This is a genomic window from Acinetobacter gandensis (assembly GCF_001678755.1).
GTDB classification, from domain to species: Bacteria; Pseudomonadota; Gammaproteobacteria; order Pseudomonadales; family Moraxellaceae; genus Acinetobacter; species Acinetobacter gandensis.
In genome coordinates this window covers 154594-178034 of record NZ_LZDS01000023.1, presented here as the reverse complement: position 1 = coordinate 178034, position 23441 = coordinate 154594, and the positions used below count along the sequence as shown (strand labels likewise).

Sequence of the window (23441 nt, the reverse complement as noted above, 5' to 3'; positions counted from 1 at the left end):
GTCGCTACGTGCAACTCCATTCTATCGGCAGATTCAGTCTGTTCTGTCATAAGTTCTGTAAAATTATTTGACCTTTTGCACGCTGACAGGTCTAATGCACCGCATCTGCTGATCAGAACTGATAATTCACTCTCATGACTCAAAAAGTTGTCCTGCTGGATTTGGAAAATAGCCCACCAACGGCAAACCTATTACGCAATATTGTTGAGCATTACAGCACGCTCTATCTATTTAGTTGTAGTGGCAAATTTGAGTATGCCCTTGAAGATTTAACCGAAATTGCAGGCTGGATTGGAAGTGGTCAGGTGGTGATACTTGATATCCCTGAAACGCCAGAAAAAGAATTTGAATATGCGGTGATTGTGGGACAATTGATGGCATTGATTGACCCTGAAACACATATTGAAGTGATTTCAGGTATGCCAGAAATTGATTTATTAATGCAATTGCTACATGGCTCTGATCTCAGTGCAAGCCTCATTCAAATTCAACCGGTAGAAAATGTCGGCAAAGTTAAATATAAAATTCCAGACATCGCAGCGATTCGTAACAAGCCAGATTTATTGTTGGTTAAACAGTACTGCGATGGCCTGGATAAACTGAATGGCAAACCCAACAGTTTGGAAAAATTAAAAAATTCATTAATCAACGTTTTGCAGATTTCAGCTGAAAAAGCCCAACATCTATTGGGGATGTTGATCAATTTAAAAATTGTGAAACGCTTTGATGAGCAAATCTCCATTCGTAAAAAAGTACTGAAGCAATGGGTACAACTGGATTTAACTGCGTCGGTTGAACCGAAGCAAACAGCTCCAATAGCTAATTTAGAACAATTTTCTGCACAGTTAGAGAGTCACGAACTTTATAACGAAGATACTGCATCAGTTATTCAAGCAGCACAGCAAGGCTTATTTAAAAACTTTAACAAAATCGATCCAGTGCAGATGGAAGTCATTCGTAAATTGCACGAATTAAAATCAGATAAACCAAAAGATATCTACGCATTACGTGATTTATTAGAGCAAATGTTCCCACAATCCGATGTCCGATTATTACTTAAAGAATTGATCGAAAAGGGATATATCTATTGGAATGGACATGAAGTGCTTTATAGCCACGAGATGTTCCTGAATTAATTTTATCGAGTGAACTTGCGTTTTATATTGTGCTTATGCAACTCTAATAAAGGAATATAAAGGTTGTGCTATGGAAAATACTGGAATCTGGGTTACCGTTTTTATTGTAGTCTTTGTACTTGGGTCAATTTTTGGGCTACGAGTAAATCCAAGAGAAAAAGCTTTAGGCATCATGCGTGAAAAAGCTCGAAAAATGAGTTTACATCCGCGTCTAGTGGCTGCTCCTGATTGGACCAAGATTCCAAAGGCATCGGAAAATCGTGCCAGTATGGTGGCATATTATAGTGTGCTTATTCCAGATGCGCGCTTGCCTTTAATGCGAGCTTTGGTGGTGGATGACAAACTTGAACTTGTCTATGGTGATGATAAGTTTAAAGACTTACCCATTACATTAAAGGGCATTTATGCTATTGATATGCAGGCAAACTGTGTAGGACTCTATTGGAACGAAGAATCTGACTTAAGAGCTACCCAGCTTGATGATATGAAAGCATTTCTACATTCATTGGCTGAACTTTAAATTTTAAAATACCTATTAAACAGGAATGATGGTTAACTATGGCGAACGCTCCTCGGTCTACATCTAAAAGTACCACAGCAAAATCTTCCGATGCTGGGAAAAAGCGTGCGTTAGTGATTGTGGAATCGCCTGCTAAAGCGAAAACAATCAATAAATATTTGGGTTCTGACTACATCGTAAAATCTTCGGTGGGTCATGTCCGTGATTTACCAACTGGTGGCTCTGCAAAAACAGCAGAGAAAAAACCAGCGACGCGTACCAAATTGACTGAAGCTGAAAAAGCAAAAAAAGCACAAAAAGCTTTGGTCAACCGTATGGGCGTCGACCCTGAAAACGACTGGAAAGCTCAATACGAAGTGCTTCCAGGCAAAGAACATGTAGTTGCAGAACTGAAAAAATTGGCATCGCAAGTCGATGAAGTCTATCTCGCAACGGATATGGATAGAGAAGGGGAAGCGATTGCATGGCATTTAAAAGAAGTGATTGGCGGGGATGACTCACGTTATCAACGTGTGGTGTTCAACGAAATCACTAAAAATGCGATCCAAGAAGCCTTTAAACATCCTTCTCGCCTCGATACAGATAAAGTCAATGCACAGCAAGCACGTCGCTTCTTAGACCGTATTGTGGGCTTTATGATCTCACCATTGTTGTGGGAAAAAATTGCCCGTGGTCTTTCAGCTGGTCGTGTACAGTCCGTTGCGGTGAAGCTGGTAGTTGAGCGTGAACGTGAAATTCGTGCTTTCATTCCTGAAGAATTTTGGCAAGTTTTTGCAGATACCAAAGCTAAGAAAGATGATATTCGTCTTGAAGCGGTGAAGCAAAACGGCAAGACTTTAAAATTACACAATAAAGCTGAAACAGATGCGCTTCTAAATCTGATTAAAGATGCTGATTATACGGTAACGACTCGTGAAGATAAGCCAACTAAGGTTAATCCGAGTGCGCCTTACATCACGTCGACTTTACAACAGGCTGCAAGTACCCGTCTTGGTTTTTCTGTGAAGAAAACCATGATGTTGGCACAGCGCTTGTATGAAGCGGGTTTCATTACCTATATGCGTACAGACTCAACTTTCTTGAGTGATGATGCAGTCAATATGGTACGTGGTCATATTGAGTCTGAATTTGGTCAAAAATATCTGCCGGCGAAGCCAAACCGTTATGGCAACAAAGCGGGTGCCCAAGAAGCCCATGAAGCGATTCGTCCGTCAAATGTGGCGCTAAAAGGCGACCAATTGGCAGGTGCTGAACGTGATGCACAGCGCTTGTATGACTTGATTTGGCGTCAGTTTGTGGCATGTCAGATGACACCAGCGGAATATTTATCATCGACCATTTTAGTAGATGCCAATGGTGTAGAACTCAAAGCCAAAGGTCGTACCTTGGTATTCGATGGTTTCACCAAAGTTCGTGGTCAAAATAAATCGGATGATGATGTACTCTTGCCTGCGGTGAAAGTGGGTGAAGTACTGAAACTTGAAAAATTAGATCCATCGCAACATTTCACAAAACCACCTGCACGCTTTACCGAAGCGTCATTGGTTAAAGAACTTGAGAAAAAAGGCATCGGTCGTCCATCGACCTATGCAGCGATTATCTCAACCATTCAAGACCGTGGTTATGTAAAACTTGATAACCGTCGTTTGTTTGCCGAGAAAATGGGTGAAATCGTGACAGACCGTCTCGATGAAAACTTCAATAACTTGATGAACTATGCCTTTACCGCCGATTTAGAAGGTCAGTTGGATAAAGTCGCGGATGGTGATCGTAATTGGAAAGAGCTGCTCAATAGTTTCTATGGGGATTTCAAAACACGTTTGACTACAGCACAAGGTGAAAATGGCATGCGCCGTAATCAGCCTGTAGAAGTAGATGCAGTACACTGTAAAGAATGTGACCGTCCAATGCAGATTCGTACAGGTACAACAGGCGTATTCTTAGGTTGTTCGGGTTATAACTTACCTCCTAAAGAGCGTTGTAAGGGCACATTGAACTTAACACCTGTCGAATCTTTAGCAGCACTGTCTGATGATGATGCTGCGGAAACGGCTGACTTGATGTCGAAAAAGCGTTGTCCAATCTGTGAAACAGCCATGGATAGCTATGTGATTGATGGTGGTCGTAAGTTACATGTCTGTGGTAATAACCCAGATTGTGCTGGTTTTGAACTCGAAGAAGGTGAGTTCAAAATTAAAGGCTACGATGGCCCAACCATTCCATGTGATAAGTGTGATGGCGAAATGCAGCTCAAAACGGGCCGTTTTGGTCCTTACTTTGCCTGCAATAGCTGTGATAACACCCGCAAAGTATTGAAAAGTGGCCAACCAGCGCCTCCACGTGTCGACCCAATCAAAATGGAACATCTACGTTCAACCAAACATGATGACTTCTTTGTACTTCGTGATGGTGCTGCAGGCTTATTCTTAGCGGCAAGTAAGTTCCCGAAAGTACGTGAAACACGTGCGCCGAAAGTGTCGGAACTCCGTAGTGTAGCTGAGCAGCTTGATCCGAAATATCAATTTATTTTACAAGCGCCAGATGTCGACCCTGAAGGCAACCCAACCTTGGTGAAGTTTAGCCGTAAGAATCAAGCGCAATATATTGGTTCTGAAAATGCGGAAGGCAAACAAACCAAATGGTCTTTGGTGTACCAAGATGGTAAGTGGGTTGAGGCTTAAGCTTTAAAATCAATAAAATGCTGACTTCGGTCGGCATTTTTTATGTCAGAATTAATCAAAATTTAAATGATAAAAATGATTGGGGAAATAGTGGAAATTCAAACAAAAAAGTTTGCTGTACTCATAGATGCGGATAACTCTTCAATAAATGCTATTCCTTCCGTATTAGAAGAGGTTGCAAAATATGGAATTGCCAGTGTTAAACGAGTTTATGGGGATTGGAGCAGCGAAACGCTAAAAAATTGGCGTGATGTTTTACTTCCGCATGCGATCACACCCGTACAGCAATTTGCCTATACCAAAGGTAAAGACGCAACCGATATGATTTTGATTATTGATGCGATGGATTTGTTATATGCAGGAGCTTTAGATGGTTTCTGTATTGTGTCCAGTGATAGTGATTTTACGCCTTTGGCATCTCGAATTCGTGAGAATGGTTTGAGTGTTTATGGTTTTGGGAAAAAGACAACACCAGAAGCATTTAAAAAAGCCTGTGACAAATTTATCTATGTCGAAAATTTAACAAGTGATATTGATGTAAAAAGCATAGATGAGGATGAATTACTATCTGTTGCAATGAAGAAAGATGTCAACAATATTGAGTCTAAAATATCTGCACAAACTAAAGAAAATACAGTTGCTGATACTATTGATAGAGCGACTTTAAATTTAATTTATAAAGCAGTGAAAGATAATGCAGATGAAAATGGCTGGGCGAATTTGAGCATGGTTGGGCAGTATATTAGTGCAGTAAAACCTGATTTTGATTCACGTAACTATGGACGTGCTAAGCTTTCAGGTTTAATCAAAACGCTTAATTTATTTGAGACAAAAATAGAATTTAGCCAAATGTATTTAAGAAAAATCAAAAAACAAAGTAATTAAATTATGTGGAAAAAAATTCGAGTATTGTGCTTACTCATCATCTTATTGATTGTAGCAGTGAATGCCTATCGTGATAAAAATCAAGATTGGAGCAAACCAGTCTTTGTGCTTTTACATCCGATCAATGCAGATGGATTGGAAAGTACCCAAACCTATATTAGAAATTTAAAAGAAAGCGATCTACTTTCAGCACAACAATTTTTGCAACAAGCTGCACAACAATACCGTGGGAAACCTACCTATTTTTATTTCAAGTTAGGCCGTGAAATTTACTCATTAGCGCCTAAAGTTCCAGATCATGCTGGAATGTTTGATGTCATTTTATGGAGTCTAAAGTTTCGCTATTATGCGTGGAAACAGCATGAAAGTGGCGATGGCGCACCCAGTGTCACATTGTTTTTAAATTATTACGATCCGAAATCAACCAGAGAATTAAAGCACTCAACTGCTTTGGAAAATGGTCGCATCGGCTCGGTGAATTTGTTTGCTTCAGCGAAGCAGTCGGAGCAAAATAAAATTGTATTGGTGCATGAATTACTGCATGCCTTCGGTGCGACGGATAAATATGATTTGGCGACAGGTCAACCAATTTTTCCGCTTGGTTATGCTGCACCCAATCAACAACCCCTATTTCCTCAGGCACAAGCAGAGTTAATGGCAGGGCATATTCCGACATCCAAAATACAAAGTAAGATGCCTGATTCTTTGAAGCAAACCGTTATTAATGAAGCGACGGCGCTCGAGGTGGGATGGCTAAAATAATGTGGATAACGTCGATTTTATCCACAGATGAGGGTGTTTATGTGGATAAGATTTGCACTTTTCTTACATTTCTCTTCATCATTTGTCTGCATAATCAAATGAATAACAATCAACTTGAGAATAAATATGAGAACAGTAGGCAACGATTTAGTTCGCAGTCAGCTCCATGAAAACCGTAAGTGGTATCTCGGTTTAGGAGCTTTGTTGGTGGTTTTCGGTATTGTACTTTTGGCAGCTTTGCCATTTGCGACACTCACCGTGATTTATATTTTCGGTGCATTAATGATGCTTGGTGGGATTATCCATTTCATAGCTGCATTTAAAATATTTGAAGGTGGTTATCGTTGGTTTTGGGCTTTGTTTGGGGTGTTGTACCTCATTGCAGGCTATTATGCTTTTAGTACACCGGTTAAAACAGCGATTGTCCTCACCAATATATTGGCCATTATATTAATCATCGCTGGTGTGATTCGTATTTTTAATGCGCTGTTATTCCGTGCCTTTCAAGGTTGGGGTTGGACACTCTTTTCAGGCATTTTAACTTTGGTGACAGGTGTTATTATTTTGATGTCACCTGATGCGCCATTTTGGGTATTAGGATTATTCTTGGCGGTTGATATTTTATTCCAAGGGGTCAACTACCTTACTTTGGCTTCTTATATTCGACGTGAAGTACCGAAAAGCTCGGCAGAGCAGTAAACTACTTGCGGATCCTATAAATAAAAAAGAGTGCCTCAGCACTCTTTTTTTATTCACTTGAAATGTGCAACCCGTTAAGGTTTCACGCTATAGCGGCTACTAATGGCGATACGATTCCATGTGTTAATGACAATTGCGAGCCATTCAATCGCACTGATTTGATCATCCGTTAAAAATGGCAAGGCATCTTCATAAACTGCATCAGGAACTTGGCCTTCGGCAATCAATGTAATCGCTTCGATCAAGCTTAAAGCCGCACGTTCTTTTTCATCGTAGTACGCTGTTTCACGCCATGCATTCAGTAGGCTAATACGTTCAATGCTTTCACCTGTTTTAAGTGCATCTTGCGCATGCATGCGAATACAGAATGCACATTCGTTGATTTGGGATGCACGTAATTTGAGTAAATGAGCTAGTCCTTCACTTAGGCCTGCTTCATTTATTTTTTGCATTGCCAGTGCATCAAGTTCTGCGACTTTTTTATATAGCTCAGGTGCAGACTGACCTAGATTGATTCGTGACATTTCGAGCCTTTCTGATGTTTTTAGATATACCTGCTATTTTAAAACCGTTATGGTTGAGGACAAGTTTTATTTTGAGCATTTAGATGACCACTTTTGTTCTTGCGCCCGATTCATTTAAAGAAAGTATGAGTGCTCAACAAGCCTGTGACGCGATGCAGCGTGCAATTTTAAAGCTCATACCAGATGCAAATGTCATCGCTGTGCCAATGGCAGATGGTGGTGAGGGAACTGTAGATGCGTTACTCAGTGCTTGCCACGGTGAAAAAGTGGCGATAGCGCTTACAGGTCCTTTGCCCAATCAACGTGTGACGACGTATTTCGGTTTGATTGACGGTGGGCAAACTGCGGTAATTGAAATGGCAAAAGCCAATGGTATTCATCTTGTGGATATTGCTCAGCGGAATCCTTTATTGACGTCCACTTATGGTACGGGCGAAATGATCCTGGCTGCTCTAGACGTCGGAGTAAGTAAAATTATCATTGGCTTGGGCGGGAGTATGACCAATGATGGCGGTGCAGGTATGGCGCAGGCCTTGGGGGCACAATTTTTAGATGAAAATGGCTTGGAAGTAGCAGTTTGTGGTGGTTGTCTAGATCAAATTAAAAGTCTTGATTTGACGCAGCTCGACTCACGTTTAACGCATACAGAGATCATCATTGCCAGCGACGTCATTAATCCATTATGTGGTGAAAATGGTGCATCCTATATCTTTGGCCCGCAAAAAGGCGCAACGCAGGAGATGGTGTGTCAGTTAGATCAGAAGCTCAGTCATTATGCCGATGTCGTTGAAGCGACTCTGGATTGTGCTTTACGTGATGCAGCAGGTGCAGGTGCTGCAGGTGGACTAGGTTTTGGGTTGATGGCTTTTGCAGGTGCATCGATGCGATCAGGTGTGGAATTGGTCATTGAACAAAGTCAGTTGAAGGAAAAAATAGCACAGGCAGATTTTGTGCTCACTGGTGAAGGGAAAATTGATTATCAAACCAAGTTCGGTAAAACACCATTTGGTGTGGCGCAAGTTGCAAAAAAGTATAATAAATCTGTGATCGCCTTTACTGGTCTAGTGGGTGAGGAAATAGCAGAACTCTATGATTTAGGTTTCACACAGATTGTTGGGATTAATCCACCAGATTGTAAGCTGGAGGATGCATTAAAATATGCGGAACTAAATTTGGAACATTGCTGTAGAAATGTGATGAGATGTTTGAAATAAAAATCAAGGTAAAATTTATGCATGCATCTAGTGAGTTTTAAGATAATCATAGTTAGAAAATATGATTAATTTTGTTGAAAATCTTTGCAATATTTTTCCATTGGTTTTTGATTTTTTGGAATTATATTTTCAATGTTTTTTATATTTTCTATTGCATTTTCTTTTGCCCGTTTCGCTTTTAATAATTCAGAATTCTCTGAAGCAATTTCATATTGTGCTTTACTCATTTTATAAGCTGCACATAAATTATCGGATATAAGCTTATGATTGCCAGAAATTAGAGCTACAGCTAGATCATCATGGAGTTGAATTCCTTTCTGATTATTTTTACTTATCAAGTGATCAAATTCAGTTTGAGTCAATTTTTTTGCATAAGATGGATGATTTGTAAATATTATGAGTAATAAAACTGGCTGAAGGAAATGGTTAATTAGCTTAAAATTTTTCATAAACTTATCGTTTTCTAGTTTTAATTTTGATCCTACATTAGCATGTATTTTTTTTCAATCTGCTAAACTATACCTATCCATGAAATGATGAGTACATATGAGTTTAGCCAACCTGATTGATGAATTAAATCCTCAACAAAAACAAGCCGCAACAACAGAAGCACAGCATAGCTTGGTTTTGGCAGGAGCAGGTTGTGGTAAAACCAAAACCATCGTGGCGCGTGCTGCCTATTTAATTGATCAAGGCATGCCTGCCAATCAAATTCAAATTTTGACTTTTACCCGCCGTGCGGCCAGTGAAATTGTCGCGCGTGTTGAACTTGCGCTTGGTGAGCAGGCCAAAGGTTTAAGAGCATCGACTTTTCATACCTTTTGTATGTACCTATTACGCCGCATTCCCAAAGCCTTTGGTCTAGAACAGTTTTCGATTATTGATCGTGATGATCAACTCATGATGTTCCGCCTGATTCGTGGTCGTGATGATAAGAAAAACCCCAATCACTTGCCCAAGCCGAAAGAACTTTGTGATCTGTATTCCTTTGCGCGGAATACACGTCAGAAACTCAGCATTGCCATGGAAAAGCAAATGCCTGAGTACTTTGCGTTAAAAGATCAAATCGCGGATATCATGAAAGAATACGAAGCCCGTAAACGTGCGCGTAGTTTTTTAGATTATGACGATATCTTGGCGATTGTCGCGAAAGCCTTAGCTGAGTCAGATGGTTTGGTGGATTATGTGGCTTCGATTTGTCGCCACATGTTGGTCGATGAAATGCAGGATACCAATCCACTGCAATGGGCATTACTTGAGCCATTAAAGGAACGTGTCAGTTTGTTCTGTGTTGGCGATGATGCACAGTCCATTTACGGTTTCCGTGGTGCAGATTTTGAAAATATTCATCATTTCAAAGAGCGTGTACCCGACGCACAGATTTTCAAACTCGAAAAAAATTATCGTTCAACCCAAGGAATTTTAGACCTGTCCAATTGGTTGCTAGATGAAAGCGAAATCAAATACGACAAAAGACTCGATGCTTATCGAGGGGAGGGTGTGAAGCCGAAAATGCACATTTTCCCAAATGAATTTGATGAAGCCAAATGGATTGCCATTGATATTAAAGAGCGACACTACCTTGAAGGTAGTAAATGGTCAGATCACATGGTCTTAGTGCGCTCTAGTTTTGCTGCACGACATATTGAAGCGGCGTGTATCGCTGCAAATGTGCCATATCGCTTTATTGGTGGTATGAAACTACTAGAAACAGCCCATGTAAAAGACTTACTGAGTGTACTGCGTGTGGTGGCGAATCCATTAGATGATATTGCATGGATGCGTTTTCTGACGCTGTGGAATGGCGTGGGTGATGTCGGCGCGAGCAAACTGTCACAGCAAATATTACTTGATCCCGAAACGCAGGCGATTAGTGAAAAGCTAGAAAAATTTGGCAAAGTCCCAGATCAAGCCATTTTGATGATGAAGCAAATGTCGGTGTTGAAAGATCAGGTCAAAGAATGTGTAAGCTTGGCTGTTCAAGCGATTTCTGATCAATTGGCAGAAAACTATAAAAAAGATTGGAACCGCCGTCAGGGTGATTTTGATTTGGTTAAGCAACTGGCATCAAAGCATACACAGCTCAGTGAGTTTCTGGAAGAGTATGTGCTCGATCCTGTGTCTATTTCTGAAATTGAACGGCAATCAGATAGTGATGTGGTCACTTTGATTACCATTCACTCTGCTAAAGGGACAGAACAAAAGGTTTGCTATGTGGCAAATGTGACGCCGGGGCAATATCCACATGCGCGCGCGCAAGGTAATTTTGATGAAGTCGAAGAAGAGCGTCGTGTGTTATACGTGGCCCTCACACGTGCGCAGAATGAATTGATTCTGACCAAGCAAAACTTAAATCATTGGGCACGTGAAACTGTAGATGAGCAAGGGCGGAAAGTAGAAAGTTATTTCTTAAATGATTTAACCCGAAATTTATGTAGCTTAGAAACCCATTATAAAACTCGTCAACAAACGGTAAAAAGTGCGTTAATCGAAAGAAAATCGATTAATTTAGATTTTGGCATCGATCTCGATTAAAATAGATCTTTGTCGTGATTTACACGCAAGTTAAAAAGCAAAATAGACCATGCTTTTTGATGATGCTGTCTATTTGGGAAATTTAATGAATATTTTAGTACGTAACTTAGAGCGTTCAATTACTGAGGCTGAATTGGTTGAACTGTTTAAACCATTTGGTACTGTAAAGTCTGCTGTAGTTGTTATGGATGCAGGCACAAATAAGTCTAAAGGTTTTGGCTTTGTAGATATGCCGAATGGCCGTGAAGCGATTAAAGCGATCAAAGGTCTGAATACCTTAAAAGTGAAAGGTATGGGCATTCGCGTTAAGGCAGCTGAAGATAAGCCTGAAGCAAAATAAAAAAAGGGAGCAAGTCGCTCCTTTTTTTATGCGTAAAAATTGATGATTTTGATTGTGAAAATGGCATATGCCATTTAAGTTATATAAGCCAAAATTTTTTTAAATACTAAGGAATATTTCCTCATGTCTCGTGTTGCTCGCTTTCATGCCGATCGTACCAATCAAAAACTCTATTTTGCGCGTTTATCGTGTCAACAGGCAGAGCAGACCGATCATGTTCAACAAGCACAAGCACATCGAGAGGCTGCTGTATTTCATCTGCATGGCGCCGTTTTAGCCTTCTTACAAGAACTGGTTCGTTACTATCGTTTAAATGATCTAGCACCAACCTTGAAGTCCATTGAGAACCTGATGGCAGATAAAGGACAGGTTTCACCTGAAGTTACTGTCATGCAGCAATTGGCTAAGCAGGGCTTTATTGCTGAATTAAAACGTGCCTATCGTTTTTGTCAGTATGCACCAGAGCCGACAGCGCCTGAACCAGAAGATGAGACTTCATCTAATTTGATTATCAAAGTGACTCAAACACCACAGGCTTGGTTACCAGATACAGCAATTTTGCGTGAATGGCATCGTGATCTGACACAGCTGATTGATGGCTTTCGTAATGAAATGGTGGAGTTTTAATCTGACCATTGACGCTTGAATTTATAAAATTCAACCCGATATAAGATGATCTAGGTAATGCAAAGCGCTCATGCCTTTGTCACCATGTGGTACATGGAGGATGTATGTCGATAGAACAATTGAAAGAGTTATTTGGAAATCAGGAAGCGATTCTTGAATTGGTCCAATTAGAAGGTGGTGAGCTGGCATTACGTAATGCAGGCTCTGAAAGTGAACCTTTGGTAACTATTCAGTTTAATGAAGAATTACGCTCGATTTTGGGTGAGCAAATGAATGTGATCGCCCAGCAAATGATTCAGGCCGCGCTTTATGGCTTGCTGGAAAAGCAAGTTGATGAATGGCATGCTGAAGTGGTGGATGAAAAGCCTAAATATATGAGCTGAATGTATATAAAGAAACGCACCCATCGGTGCGTTTTTTATTGTTTATTTAACCCTAAGTAAGTCATGGATTTAAGTCGGTGAAATCGTCATTGAACCTAAAAATACGATAAAAATACCGATCAGCTGTAAGAAGAATGGATTTTTTGCATCAGACCAATACAGGATAAGAAATACAATTGATATTGGATAAAAGAGTAAACAGCCTATTCCCCATAAAATACTTGTTCTAAATGCGGCAATTAAAAATCCAATGGCACCGATAAAAATAATGGCAAAGCCTAAATACATCAGGAACATCTTATTTACTCAATTTGATTTTTTAAGTTCAGTTTTAGAGATGCTATAACACTGCTTGAGGCAGCTTATTTAGTCATCATCTTATCGTATTTTTATCCTGTATAAAATTAAAACTACTATTAAAATTCAAATCGTTATATCTGTTTAAGAAGTTTATCTTTGTTCAATGTTGATAAAAATGAAGAAGGGGACACAATGCTGTATCGCCTTCTCAGGTTTTTATGTTTCGAACATTCATGCACGAATATGCAAAATTATTGAATGTTAATGTGTTGGTGTTTGATGGTGTGCAATTTGAATTTGGTTCAAAATATGATTGCTCATATTTTTGGCCATTTCTTCTTTGGCGTAGTACACCTCACCAATATTTTCACGGCGAATCACTTCGGCTTCTTCTTTACTTTCTGCACAAACGAGTACTTGAATCGAAGGGTTAAGTGTTTTCGCAATATCCACAATTTTATGAATATCTAAAATATCCATCGGTGAAATGACCAACAGGCGAGCATGTTGGATATGAGCTTGGATCAATACACCAGGTTCCGTTGCTACACCTGAAACAGCTGCAATACCTTTTTCACGCAGATTTTCAACGATTTCACGGTTCTCTTCGGCTATGACTACTTTAATGTCTTCATTCATGAGTGCACGTGTGATACGACGACCGACTTCACCATGACCAATCAACACCACTTGATCGCGTAGGTAGTCTTGTGAAACCTCATCTGGCAGCATCGCTAATGGGTCACCACTACGTTCCAGTAAACGAGCCAAATTCGAGCGCTCACGAATCAGTTTTTGCACAGGCTCAATAGCAGAAAATATAAACGAGTTTAGGGTAATTGAAATTAATGCACCGGCTAAAATTAAATTTTGTCCTTCAAGTGACAGTAAATTTAACGAAACACCGAGTGTTGCTAGAATAAAAGAGAATTCCCCAATTTGCGCCAAACTTGCGCCTACGGTTAGGGCAGTATTGATTGGATAGCGGAAGAACAATACCAACGCCATTGCAGCAATAGTCTTACCAATCATGATGATGGCAACAACTGCCAATACGTGTAAGGGCTGTTCAACTAAGATTCGTGGGTCAAAGAGCATACCCACCGAAACAAAAAACAAGATGGAGAAAATTTCACGCAAAGGTAGGGTTTCTTCTTCAGCGCGGTGGCTGAAATCAGACTCTTTTACCACCATACCTGCGAAGAATGCGCCTAGCGCCATGGATACGCCAAAAACTTTGTAAGCACCAAATGCGATTGATACAGCCGCCGCAACAACAGTAAGCGTGAATAATTCGCGAGAACCTAAACGCGCCACGACTTGCATAATCATTGGGACGAGGCGTTTGCCAATAATGAGCATGAAGGCAATAAAGCCTGCGACTTTAAGTAATGTAATGCCTAGGGTGAGCCAAATATTTTCATCTGAGCCGCCTTCAGTTAGTGGCTGGCCACCTAACAGAACGGCTGTTGCTGGCAATAAAACCAATACGAGAACCATTACAAGGTCTTCGACCAAGAGCCAACCTACGGCAATTTTACCGTTTACTGAGTTGAGTAAACCACGGTCGCCTAGGGCTTTGAGTAGAACTACAGTACTCGCACAGGACAGGCTTAAGCCGAAGACCAATGCTGACCCCATACTCCAGCCCCAAAGCATTGAAATACCCATACCTAAAAGGGTTGCAACGGTAATTTGTAATATGGCACCAGGTAATGCAACCCGTCGGACCTGCATCAAGTCATTCAGTGAAAAATGCATACCCACGCCGAACATCAGGAACATAACACCAAGTTCTGCAAGCTGATTGGCGAGGTGAATGTCACCGACGACGCCCGGGGTGTTTGGGCTAATAATGATACCGGCTATGAGGTAGCCAATAAGGGGAGGAAGTCGTAGGCGTGCGGCGACATAGCCAAAAATGAGGGCAAAGCCAAAGCCTACAGCGAGTAATATTATGAGTTCTACATCATGAGGCACTAAAAACTCCTTAAGCCAAGGTTAAGGGTAAAAATTACAAGCACGAAAAATGCCAAAAAATACCTTGAAAGTTTAACAATTCGAATAAAAAAAATGCAAAAAAAAACGACCCAGAAAGGCCGTTTTTTTCAAAAAACTAAAATTATTTGATTTTAGCTTCTTTGAAGATTACGTGTTGACGGATTTTTGGATCAAATTTTTTGATTTCCATTTTTTCCGGCATAGTACGTTTGTTCTTAGTGGTAGTGTAGAAATAACCTGTACCAGCAGAAGAAACTAGGCGAATTTTATCACGCATGTTCGTAGCTCCTTAGATCTTTTGACCTTGAGCACGAAGGTCAGCAACAACCTTTTCGATACCCAATTTGTCGATAATACGCATACCTTTTGTAGTTAGACGAAGACGTACAAAACGTTTTTCGCTTTCTAACCAGAAACGGTGGTGATGCAGGTTCGGCTCGAACCGGCGTTTAGTTTTGTTGTTGGCGTGTGAGACGTTGTTACCAACGACTGGACGCTTGCCGGTAACTTGGCAAACCTTAGACATGGTGTAACTCCATTGATTTAGCCAACAGCAAATCTGTATGGCCAGTCAAAAAAAACATTGAATTCATTCAAGGGGCGTTTTATACCAAAAATGCGCTTAAAAGACAAGCGATTTTCCACAAAACGAAGCATCAACTGGTGTGATCGTTCATGCCTTGATCGTTTATCGAAGAAGTGTCTTCGAAATCAGTTTGTGAATCGGCTTATTAAACGGTGGCAGAATGAATTTCAAACTATAGAGTTTTGGATTCGACATTACCGAGCGTTCATGCGACAAACTGAAGAAACCTTCTGGACCATGATATTTACCCATACCCGAGGCACCAACCCCACCAAATGGTAGGTCATCCTGAGCAACATGAGTCAATACCGTGTTTTGTCCGAAATGTCCTGAATGGGTACGTTGCGCGACATAGTCGGCACGCGCCTGATCAAAGTCGAAGTAGTATAATGCAAGTGGACGAGGACGGCTATTAATAAAAGCAATAACCTCATCTATTTGATCATATTCCATGATTGGAAGAATTGGACCAAAGATTTCGTGTTGCATAATTTGCATATTTGGTGTGACACCCGTCAAAACAGTTGGTGCAATTTTGCGCACAACATCGACATCTTCTTGTTGCGGGTTGAAACTAATGATTTGTGCACCTTGATCACGCGCATCTTCTAAATAGCCTTGTAGGCGATTGTACTGCTTGTCGTTAATAATCGAAGTATAGTCCTGATTATGAGCAATACTTGGATACATCGCTTCAACGCAAACTTTGTAGTGATCTAAAAAGTCAGCAGTTTTACCACGTGGTAAGAACACGTAGTCAGGTGCAACACAAGTTTGACCGGCATTCCATAATTTACCAACCGCAAGACGTTGGGCAACATCTGCTAAATCAATAGACGGATGTACCAGTACAGGTGATTTACCACCAAGCTCTAAAATGACAGGGACGAGATTTTCTGCAGCTGCTGCCATCACGGTTTTACCGACGTTAGTTGAGCCCGTAAAAATCATCTTGTCGAAAGCCAAATGGCTAAAATCATCTGAAATTTTACCGCCGCCATTTACAACAGCCACCAGCTCTTGTGGAAATGCTTCAGCTAAGGCTTTTTCAAGCACGGCACCAAATGCTGCAGATGAGCTTGAAATTTTAATCATGGCATGGTTACCCGCTGCCAAGGCACAAATCAGTGGCCCAATAGACAAAAGCAGTGGGTAGTTCCATGGAGTAATGATACCGACCACGCCAAGTGGTTGATATTGTACCCATGCTTTTGCTGGCTGATGAATAATGCCGACATGACGTTTGGATGGTTTCATCCAGTCAGTCAAATGCTTGCTATAATATTTGATGTGTTCAAGGCAGGTGAGCAGCTCACCAATCTTGGTTTCACCGACAGAACGATTACCATAGTCTTGATTAATTGCATCAGCAAATTGATCTTGATACTTAACTAAGATACGCTTAAGCCGAGCCAAACGGTCAATACGCTCTTTTGCCGTTGGCAATGGGTAACGTAAGTAAGCCTGTTTTTGCTGTTCCAACATGTCATTTAAGTGTTGGTTATCAAAAGAATGTGGTGTCATTGAAGTTGTTTTTGTCTGACTGTTCATGTCGCACGACCATATCGAAATTTAGCGATTAATTAAATTTTTAGAGCAAATACTCTAAATAGTCAAGTTACTTTATGTGTTAGGGTTCTAATACATTGAAAAAATGGTTGTTTTAGGATGTCTCACACCAAAACTTTAAAAACGAAAGAACGTATTTTGCAGCTGAGTTTGCAGTTGTTTAATGAGCGTGGAGAGCGTTCAGTCACAACCAATCACATTGCAGCTGAACTCGGTATGAGCCCGGGTAATTTGTATTATCACTTCCGTAATAAAAGTGAAATTATTAAGGAGTTGATGGAGCAATATCAGCAAGAAACCTTGGAAATGTTAGCTTTACCTGACGATCGTGCATTGGATGCCAATGACAAGATTCGTTACTTTCAGGTGTTAAGTAGTCAATTATGGGCTTATCGTTTCCTACACCGTGATGTTTATCATTTGGTGGAAAATAACGAAGACTTCCGCAAAATGTACCCACGTTTTGCAGGCCAAGTCATGCAGCAAGGTCAAAAAATTTATCGTGCCTTCGTTGATGCTGGTTTAATGCAAATGACTGAATCTGAAATTGAGGCTTTGACCATCAATTTATGGATTGTACTGACCAACTGGACCAACTTCCTTTATATGTCTGGCCATATTACCGACTCAAATACTTTAGAAGAAAAGTGGGTCTGGCAGGCATTGCGTCAAATGGTGTTTTTGGAAGGTGCGTATTTACGTGGTGAAAGCCGTGAAACCTATGAGCGTCTGCTAGAAACCCTAGGGCCATCAGATTTATTTGCCAGTCTTTCTAGTGCAAAAAAATCGGAAGCTGAATAAGACTATTTAGTCTGGCTTTAAAAAGGGTTAGAATACTCGGCTCTTTTTTCAATTTAACTGATTAGTGATATAAACCAACATGAATATGTCGACCGCTAACACAGCACGCTTACTCATTACTTGTGAAGATAAACCGGGTATTGTGCAAGCTGTATCGAGCTTTTTGTATCATCAAGGTGCAAATATTACTGCACTTGATCAATATGCCACTGAAGCTCAGGGCGGGCGTTACTTCATGCGTGTTGAGTTTGAGCTAGATAACTTACAAAGCCGTAAAGAAAACTTAACCCAAACCTTCGCATCAAACGTGGCAGAGCGTTACAGCATGCATTGGCGTTTGGCTTTGGTGAGTGATGTTAAGAAAGTCGGTATTTTAGTATCTAAAGTTGACCATGCTTTGCTAGAGCTACTTTGGCGTCATGCACGTGGCGGTTTGGCATGTGAAATTACCAAAGTTGTTTCAAATCACGAAACATTACGTGAGTCGGTAGAAAACTTTGGTATTCCGTTTGAAGTTGTTCCTGTGAGCAAAGAAAACAAACGTGAAGCGTATGAGCAAATTGATCAGTTGATGCAAGGTAATGATTTACTTGTACTTGCACGTTATATGCAGATTTTGGATGAAGAATTCGTTCAAAAATGGGAAATGAAAGTCATCAACATTCACCATTCTTTCTTACCTGCATTTGTTGGTGCAAATCCATATAAGCAAGCGCATGAAAAAGGTGTGAAACTGATTGGTGCAACAGCGCATTATGTGACTGCTGACCTAGACCAAGGTCCGATTATTGAACAAGACGTAGAGCGTGTGAGTCATGACTTTACGGTTGAGCAATTACGTGAATTAGGTCAAGACGTCGAACGTAATGTACTCGCACGTGCAGTAAAGTGGCACCTAGAAGACCGTATCATTGTAGATGGTAATAAAACGGTGGTATTCCAATAATTCGGATACACATCGAACAAAAAAAAGGCATACAATAGGTATGCCTTTTTTTATTTGTGATTAAAAAAAGTCATAAAAACGACCGAATTAATAGTTGCAAATGAAAACACTTCTCATTTATTATTGCGGTACTTTAATTGTGCTAACCGATGAGCATGATTGCATTTTCAAAAATTGAACTGTAGTCGCTTCTTCAAGGTAACTGATTTTAATGAGTCAATCTCCCGCTCCAATGATGCAATCTTCAAACCCAATGAAAAAGAAAATCATTACTGCACTCGTTGCCGTTGTGGTTGGGCATGTGGGGGTATTGTGGGCTGTTGGCAACATGAAAACACCTGAACTGAAACCGGTTGATAAAGACCCGATTAAGGTGCGTTTTGTGAAAATTAAGGAGGAGAAGAAACCTGAACCTCCGAAACCAAAACCAGAACCGAAGAAAGAGCCACCGAAGCCAAAAGAAGTCAAAATTGTAGATAAACCGCTACCACCTCCACCGAAAAAAGTGGAAAAAGTAGAACAGGTGAAAAAGAAAGATGCGCCAAAACCAACAGTTGAAGCGGTCAAAAATGTTCCTCCAACACCGGTTGTTTCAACTGTAGTGTCTGAAACTAAAGTCGTGCGTGTTGAACCAAAACCGCCTGCACCTGTTTCACCACCACCTGCACCTCCAGCACCGCCTGCGCCACCAACGCCTAAGACAGTGAGTATTGGTAATGGGGTAAGTTGGATCAAATCGCCAAATGTACAATTTGAAGATGGTGAGTTGAAAGCATCTTGCTCTGTTGAAGTGGCAATTTCAGCGAGTGCAGAAGGTAAGATTGAATCTGCAACAGTGAAAAACTCAACTTGTGGCGCTGCGGTAAACCGTAAAGTAACGGCTGCCGTGAAGCGTGCACGTTTGTCCAAATATATAGATAATGGTGTGGCTACGCCGACGCGTGTAGATCAACCATTTAACTTTAAACTTAAATAAGATTCCGGCTAACCCATTAGGAGTTCGAATATGAACTTTTCAGTTTATTGGCAACATGCAGATGCAGTCAGCAAAACACTGTATTTCGTGTTACTCGCAATGTCGATTGCGACTTGGACCGTTTTTGTCCTGCGCATTATGGGCACTCGTCAGTTAAAGCAAGTAGCGTATGATCACCTTGCAGATGCACTAACTAAACTGAAAGCAAAACTTACTCCTCTTGGTTTTGAGCAACGCAAAGCTGTAGCTGAACAAGCATTGTTACGTCAAATCTCAGTTGAAAAAGCCAATGCAGAAAAGGGCGTTTCAGTCTTAGGTACGATTGCTTCAATTGCACCATTCGTAGGTTTGTTTGGTACAGTTTGGGGTATTTTCCATGCACTTGTTGCAGTAGGTAAAAGTGGTCAAGCGGGCTTAGCGCAAGTGGCAACACCTGTAGGTGAAGCACTGATCATGACGGGCTTAGGTCTAGCTGTCGCAATTCCTGCTGTATTGGCATATAACATCTGTGTTCGTTTTAACCGTACACTTTCAAATGAATTGCAAGATCAAGCACATGGCCTATTAATTGACACCATGTTGCAACAAGAATCTGCTGTAAAGAAAGATGACGTTAAAGCAACTCAGCAAAGTTTAGCTGGAGGTCAAGCTTAATGGCTTTTCAATTGGGTGAAGACAACGATGCTGGCATGAATGAGATGAACCTCATTCCGCTCATCGATATTATGTTGGTATTGATGATCATCTTTTTGGTGACAGCAACTGTTGCTAACCCATCAATTCCATTAACCTTGCCACAAACGACTGCGGAAGTGATTGATCTGCCACCTGAAAGTGTGACGATCAGCATTAACTCAGCAGGGGATATTGCTTGGAATGGCGATATCGTCAGCCTTCAAGACCTAGAAAGCCGCTTAAATGCAGCGGGTCAACAAGAGCGTAAACCTGCGTTAGTGCTAAAAGCAGATAAAGAATCACGTTATGACACTGTAGCGCAAGTGATGTCTCGTGCGAGTGGAGCCGGACTCAGCGATATTGCATTTGCCAGTGATAACTAAGTTTCTAATAAAAAAAAAGCGACCTTAAAAGGTCGCTTTTTTTTATAAAATAATTACTCTGACTTGAGTAAATCTTGGAATTTACTACGGAGCTTCATTAGTTTGGGTGGAATTGAGAAATTGCAGTAACCCTGATTCGGATTACGTGCGAAGAAGTTCTGATGATAGTCTTCGGCAGGATAGAAGCTTGGCATTGGACTGAGTTCAGTCACAATGTTGAGTCCTTCAGCCTTGAGTTCATCTATACGTTGTTGTGCTTCTTGCTGTTGTAATTCATTTTGATAATAAATTACTGAGCGATATTGTGTGCCAACATCATTGCCTTGGCGGTTCAGTGTCGTTGGATCATGCGTCGCAAAAAAAACATCAAGCAATTGACTAAAGCTAATCTGACTCTCATTAAAATGTATTTGAATTACTTCTGCATGTTGTGTGTCGCCATCGCAAATTTGCTCATAGGTCGGGTTAACAGTGAGACCACCGGCATAACCACTCACGACTTTTTCCACACCAAGGAGTTGTAGAAAGACTGCCTCTACACACCAAAAGCAGCCACCACCAAAAACAGCCTGTTGCATATCTATACCTATTATTCATTTCTGAATTTTATATGGGGGTTATAACCAATTACTGCAATATACGTCTGTATATTTAAAGCAAATTTCTGTGTCAAAAAAGCACTTTTATTGACGGATCAGTAATAAAAAAGCCTGCAAATGCAGGCTTTTTATAAATGAGTTTAGCGTGGTTGTACTGCGCTTTCATATTGAATCAGTGGGTTACCATAACGATCTAACAATTTGAGTGTTTTACCAAACACTTGATAGTGCGTCACTTTGGCAAGTGCTTCATTGTACTTTCGATCTAGCCCATTATTATTGAGGCATGCCATTTGTGTACCTGCAAGTGGGCCGAAAGTTAAAGTATCTTTACCTGCGTTATAACTACCCATGATGCGATTACAACCATCCGCACCTGATACCCGTTTTGTTGCGGCATCAAATTGAAGGCTTGGAATATTGTGGGCACTTGGTGCAGTTTTGATTTCTTGATTGCCGATGTAAGTCGCAATCCATGTGCGGTTTTGGAGTTGGTTAAGATTGGTGGTGACATTGTCTTGTGGCGGAACAGTTTCACAGCCTGAAATAACAAGAGAAGAAGACAGTGCTGCAATGACAAATAATTGTTTTAACATGGAAATTCTCTTTAGAATGCACTTGTTCTATATAAACAAATAATGTGCATGACAGCCAGTAAAAATTGTATCAATTTTAAAAATTTAAAAATGATTGACGTTATTTTCACTATTACTATGTGGCAATCCCATCCGAATTTTTTCGGAATATTCTTGGCTACTTAAATGCTTGAGTTGAGATACGCGTGGATTGACGTGGGCTTTTTGGTACCAAGTTTTCATATCCCATTGCGGATTGATCGCTTGTAAGTCATGTAAATAATTAGGTAAATAACCTGAAGCAAATAAGCGATAATCGGTTGGTAATTCGTGCTTTGAAACGGCTTGCACCATGTCAAAAACCAATGTGGTGCAGTTCGAAGTTAGGGTGTTATACCATTTAGGTTGCTTTTGTAGCTCATCAGCTTTATGTAAATATTCAACAAATAAAGCCTGCATTTCAGCTTTAGGCATATCAACGGGAAAGAAATAAACTTGTTCACCACGAGTGTTGCTCCGCGTATAAATTAAATCTTTTTCATCCGATGCAATCAGGCTAAGTTCATATTTGCGAAAGAAACCGCCAATCGCTGAAAATTCTTCATTCTTTTCTTTACGAATTTCAATCGAAAAGGTCAGTGGTTTACGGTCACTAAAATCAAAACTCACCAAAGTGTGGGCAATTTGAGGCCCCATCCAGTAAGAAGTCACAATATTGACCCCATTGATTTTACTGAGATCAAACTGTCGTGTTTCCCAACGTGCACTATAGGAGCCATCGGCGTGCCAATCAAAGTTTCGTACATTGTGTAAGGTGATCAGGTCGCCTTGCTTTTCATAATGTAGTATTTCAGCAACTTCTGGATTCCAGTCACGGTCTTGGCGTGGTGCCATGCCAAAATACCAAAATAAGCTACAAACAAAGCCAATAATATAAATCAGAACGTCTTTACGGCGACTAAAGAAATGTTGGGTGATATAAATGCCAAGAATACTTAATGCGAAGGCAATCCAAATACCAATAATGATACGACTACCGAGCCAGCCAGCAGGTAGTTGAATCCATAAGGCCAAGCACAGCCAAATGGATGAGCAGATGACAAACAAACTAAATAAAGCATGCAGGGTACTGCTGCCTATTCTTTTTAAAATGTAGCTTTTGTCATACTGCTGCATAGTTATTTTTTCTTGGGATTTTGCTTTATTTTCGGTAAGTTGCGAACTCAAAAGCAATATTGGTTTTGTCGTCAATATGTTGTTCTGAAGCGACTTTTTTAAAGTTTGAAGGTATTTCTGGATAGTGTGCATCGCCTTGCACATCCAATTCAACATGCGTCAGTTCAAGACGGTCGGCAATATCCAACGTTTGTTTAAAAATTTCACCACCACCGATAATGAAAATACTGGTTGGTTTGTCAGATGTGGCTACATCAGCAACGGCCTGAGTTAAGGCATCTTCAATACTGTAAGCAACTTTAGTGCCCTCAAAAGACCAAGATGTATCACGGGTAATCACCCAATTGACACGTTTTGGTAAGGTACGTCCCATCGACTCTAAAGTCTTGCGTCCCATCACTACAACGCCACCTTGGGTGATTTCTTTAAAATGTTTTAAGTCAGCGGAGATGTGCCAAGGTAAGTCATTACCCTTGCCGATACAGTGTTGTTGATCCATTGCAACCACATGAACCACTTCTAAATTTTGGAATGACATACCTAAACTC

The 23441-nt window shown here is 40.6% G+C and carries 27 protein-coding genes; 16 read left to right on the top strand and 11 right to left on the bottom strand.

Annotated elements, in window-relative coordinates; genetic code table 11:
* Positions 1 to 134: 134 nt before the first annotated feature.
* The 6 genes from A9J31_RS07975 to A9J31_RS07950 all read left to right on the top strand — a co-directional run bounded on the left by A9J31_RS07975 (position 135) and on the right by A9J31_RS07950 (position 6683).
* Positions 135 to 1136, top strand: coding sequence for a hypothetical protein (locus A9J31_RS07975; protein ID WP_067763808.1), 1002 nt, complete (start codon positions 135 to 137; stop codon positions 1134 to 1136).
* Positions 1137 to 1206: 70 nt separating this feature from the next.
* On the top strand, positions 1207 to 1656 hold the full coding sequence (locus A9J31_RS07970; protein ID WP_067763805.1) for a hypothetical protein: 450 nt from the start codon (positions 1207 to 1209) through the stop codon (positions 1654 to 1656).
* Between the two features lie 38 nt (positions 1657 to 1694).
* On the top strand, positions 1695 to 4337 hold the full coding sequence (gene topA / locus A9J31_RS07965; RefSeq protein WP_067763802.1) for a type I DNA topoisomerase: 2643 nt from the start codon (positions 1695 to 1697) through the stop codon (positions 4335 to 4337).
* A 90-nt stretch (positions 4338 to 4427) separates the two neighbouring features.
* Positions 4428 to 5222, top strand: coding sequence for an NYN domain-containing protein (locus A9J31_RS07960; RefSeq protein WP_067763799.1), 795 nt, complete (start codon positions 4428 to 4430; stop codon positions 5220 to 5222).
* A gap of 3 nt (positions 5223 to 5225) precedes the next feature.
* Positions 5226 to 5984, top strand: coding sequence for a hypothetical protein (locus tag A9J31_RS07955; RefSeq protein WP_067763796.1), 759 nt, complete (start codon positions 5226 to 5228; stop codon positions 5982 to 5984).
* Between the two features lie 126 nt (positions 5985 to 6110).
* On the top strand, positions 6111 to 6683 hold the full coding sequence (locus A9J31_RS07950) for an HdeD family acid-resistance protein (protein ID WP_067763793.1): 573 nt from the start codon (positions 6111 to 6113) through the stop codon (positions 6681 to 6683).
* Positions 6684 to 6757: 74 nt separating this feature from the next.
* Here the strand turns inward: A9J31_RS07950 and A9J31_RS07945 are convergent, their stop codons facing one another.
* Entirely contained in the window at positions 6758 to 7207 is a 450-nt protein-coding gene (locus A9J31_RS07945) for a carboxymuconolactone decarboxylase family protein (protein ID WP_067763790.1), read from the bottom strand.
* Positions 7208 to 7290: 83 nt separating this feature from the next.
* Between A9J31_RS07945 and A9J31_RS07940 the strand changes: the two genes are divergently transcribed.
* Positions 7291 to 8421, top strand: a complete 1131-nt coding sequence (locus A9J31_RS07940; protein WP_067763787.1) for a glycerate kinase family protein — start codon at positions 7291 to 7293, stop codon at positions 8419 to 8421.
* A 65-nt stretch (positions 8422 to 8486) separates the two neighbouring features.
* On the opposite strand, the gene A9J31_RS07935 is transcribed toward A9J31_RS07940, so the two are convergent.
* A complete protein-coding gene (locus A9J31_RS07935) occupies positions 8487 to 8870 on the bottom strand; it encodes a hypothetical protein (RefSeq protein WP_067763784.1) in 384 nt (127 codons plus the stop codon).
* A gap of 97 nt (positions 8871 to 8967) precedes the next feature.
* Here A9J31_RS07935 and A9J31_RS07930 point away from each other — a divergent pair, with 97 nt between their 5' ends.
* The 4 genes from A9J31_RS07930 (at position 8968) to A9J31_RS07915 (ending at position 12306) form a co-directional block, all read left to right on the top strand.
* Positions 8968 to 10956 (top strand): ATP-dependent helicase, encoded by a 1989-nt coding sequence (locus A9J31_RS07930; RefSeq protein WP_067763781.1) that lies wholly within the window; start codon positions 8968 to 8970, stop codon positions 10954 to 10956.
* An 85-nt stretch (positions 10957 to 11041) separates the two neighbouring features.
* Positions 11042 to 11296, top strand: a complete 255-nt coding sequence (locus A9J31_RS07925; protein ID WP_067764143.1) for an RNA recognition motif domain-containing protein — start codon at positions 11042 to 11044, stop codon at positions 11294 to 11296.
* A gap of 123 nt (positions 11297 to 11419) precedes the next feature.
* Positions 11420 to 11923 carry a DUF6586 family protein gene (locus tag A9J31_RS07920; RefSeq protein WP_067763778.1) on the top strand — a complete coding sequence of 168 codons (504 nt, stop codon included), beginning with the start codon at positions 11420 to 11422 and terminating at the stop codon, positions 11921 to 11923.
* A 104-nt stretch (positions 11924 to 12027) separates the two neighbouring features.
* Positions 12028 to 12306 carry a hypothetical protein gene (locus A9J31_RS07915; protein ID WP_067763775.1) on the top strand — a complete coding sequence of 93 codons (279 nt, stop codon included), beginning with the start codon at positions 12028 to 12030 and terminating at the stop codon, positions 12304 to 12306.
* 69 nt (positions 12307 to 12375) lie between these two features.
* On the opposite strand, the gene A9J31_RS07910 is transcribed toward A9J31_RS07915, so the two are convergent.
* The 5 genes from A9J31_RS07910 to A9J31_RS07890 form a co-directional block, all read right to left on the bottom strand.
* The gene (locus tag A9J31_RS07910) at positions 12376 to 12603 is read right to left on the bottom strand and encodes a hypothetical protein (protein ID WP_067763772.1); all 228 of its coding nucleotides are present in this window, start codon (positions 12601 to 12603) and stop codon (positions 12376 to 12378) included.
* Positions 12604 to 12867: 264 nt separating this feature from the next.
* Complete coding sequence (locus tag A9J31_RS07905) at positions 12868 to 14586, bottom strand: cation:proton antiporter (RefSeq protein WP_067763769.1); 1719 nt, start codon at positions 14584 to 14586, stop codon at positions 12868 to 12870.
* Positions 14587 to 14728: 142 nt separating this feature from the next.
* On the bottom strand, positions 14729 to 14884 hold the full coding sequence (rpmG, locus tag A9J31_RS07900; protein ID WP_001205031.1) for a 50S ribosomal protein L33: 156 nt from the start codon (positions 14882 to 14884) through the stop codon (positions 14729 to 14731).
* Between the two features lie 12 nt (positions 14885 to 14896).
* Complete coding sequence (rpmB, locus tag A9J31_RS07895) at positions 14897 to 15133, bottom strand: 50S ribosomal protein L28 (protein WP_000048256.1); 237 nt, start codon at positions 15131 to 15133, stop codon at positions 14897 to 14899.
* A gap of 162 nt (positions 15134 to 15295) precedes the next feature.
* Positions 15296 to 16744, bottom strand: coding sequence for a coniferyl aldehyde dehydrogenase (locus tag A9J31_RS07890; protein ID WP_067763766.1), 1449 nt, complete (start codon positions 16742 to 16744; stop codon positions 15296 to 15298).
* A gap of 117 nt (positions 16745 to 16861) precedes the next feature.
* On the opposite strand from A9J31_RS07890, the gene A9J31_RS07885 reads away from it, so the two are divergent.
* From A9J31_RS07885 to A9J31_RS07865, 5 genes are all read left to right on the top strand, one after another.
* Positions 16862 to 17563, top strand: a complete 702-nt coding sequence (locus A9J31_RS07885; RefSeq protein WP_067763763.1) for a TetR/AcrR family transcriptional regulator — start codon at positions 16862 to 16864, stop codon at positions 17561 to 17563.
* Between the two features lie 79 nt (positions 17564 to 17642).
* Positions 17643 to 18509 (top strand): formyltetrahydrofolate deformylase, encoded by an 867-nt coding sequence (gene purU / locus A9J31_RS07880; RefSeq protein WP_067763760.1) that lies wholly within the window; start codon positions 17643 to 17645, stop codon positions 18507 to 18509.
* Positions 18510 to 18720: 211 nt separating this feature from the next.
* On the top strand, positions 18721 to 19485 hold the full coding sequence (locus A9J31_RS07875) for a TonB family protein (RefSeq protein ID WP_067763757.1): 765 nt from the start codon (positions 18721 to 18723) through the stop codon (positions 19483 to 19485).
* 30 nt (positions 19486 to 19515) lie between these two features.
* Positions 19516 to 20139, top strand: a complete 624-nt coding sequence (locus A9J31_RS07870) for a MotA/TolQ/ExbB proton channel family protein (protein ID WP_067763754.1) — start codon at positions 19516 to 19518, stop codon at positions 20137 to 20139.
* Complete coding sequence (locus A9J31_RS07865; RefSeq protein WP_067763750.1) at positions 20139 to 20543, top strand: ExbD/TolR family protein; 405 nt, start codon at positions 20139 to 20141, stop codon at positions 20541 to 20543. The genes A9J31_RS07870 and A9J31_RS07865 overlap by 1 nt, the downstream gene beginning before the upstream one ends.
* 53 nt (positions 20544 to 20596) lie before the next feature.
* Here the strand turns inward: A9J31_RS07865 and msrA are convergent, their stop codons facing one another.
* From msrA to A9J31_RS07845, 4 genes are all read right to left on the bottom strand, one after another.
* On the bottom strand, positions 20597 to 21121 hold the full coding sequence (msrA, locus tag A9J31_RS07860; protein WP_067763747.1) for a peptide-methionine (S)-S-oxide reductase MsrA: 525 nt from the start codon (positions 21119 to 21121) through the stop codon (positions 20597 to 20599).
* A 161-nt stretch (positions 21122 to 21282) separates the two neighbouring features.
* Positions 21283 to 21738, bottom strand: a complete 456-nt coding sequence (locus tag A9J31_RS07855; RefSeq protein WP_067763744.1) for an META domain-containing protein — start codon at positions 21736 to 21738, stop codon at positions 21283 to 21285.
* 84 nt (positions 21739 to 21822) lie between these two features.
* Positions 21823 to 22893, bottom strand: coding sequence for an Lnb N-terminal periplasmic domain-containing protein (locus tag A9J31_RS07850; RefSeq protein ID WP_067763741.1), 1071 nt, complete (start codon positions 22891 to 22893; stop codon positions 21823 to 21825).
* Positions 22894 to 22918: 25 nt separating this feature from the next.
* Positions 22919 to 23431, bottom strand: a complete 513-nt coding sequence (locus A9J31_RS07845) for a dihydrofolate reductase (protein ID WP_067764140.1) — start codon at positions 23429 to 23431, stop codon at positions 22919 to 22921.
* Between the last annotated feature and the right edge of the window lie 10 nt (positions 23432 to 23441).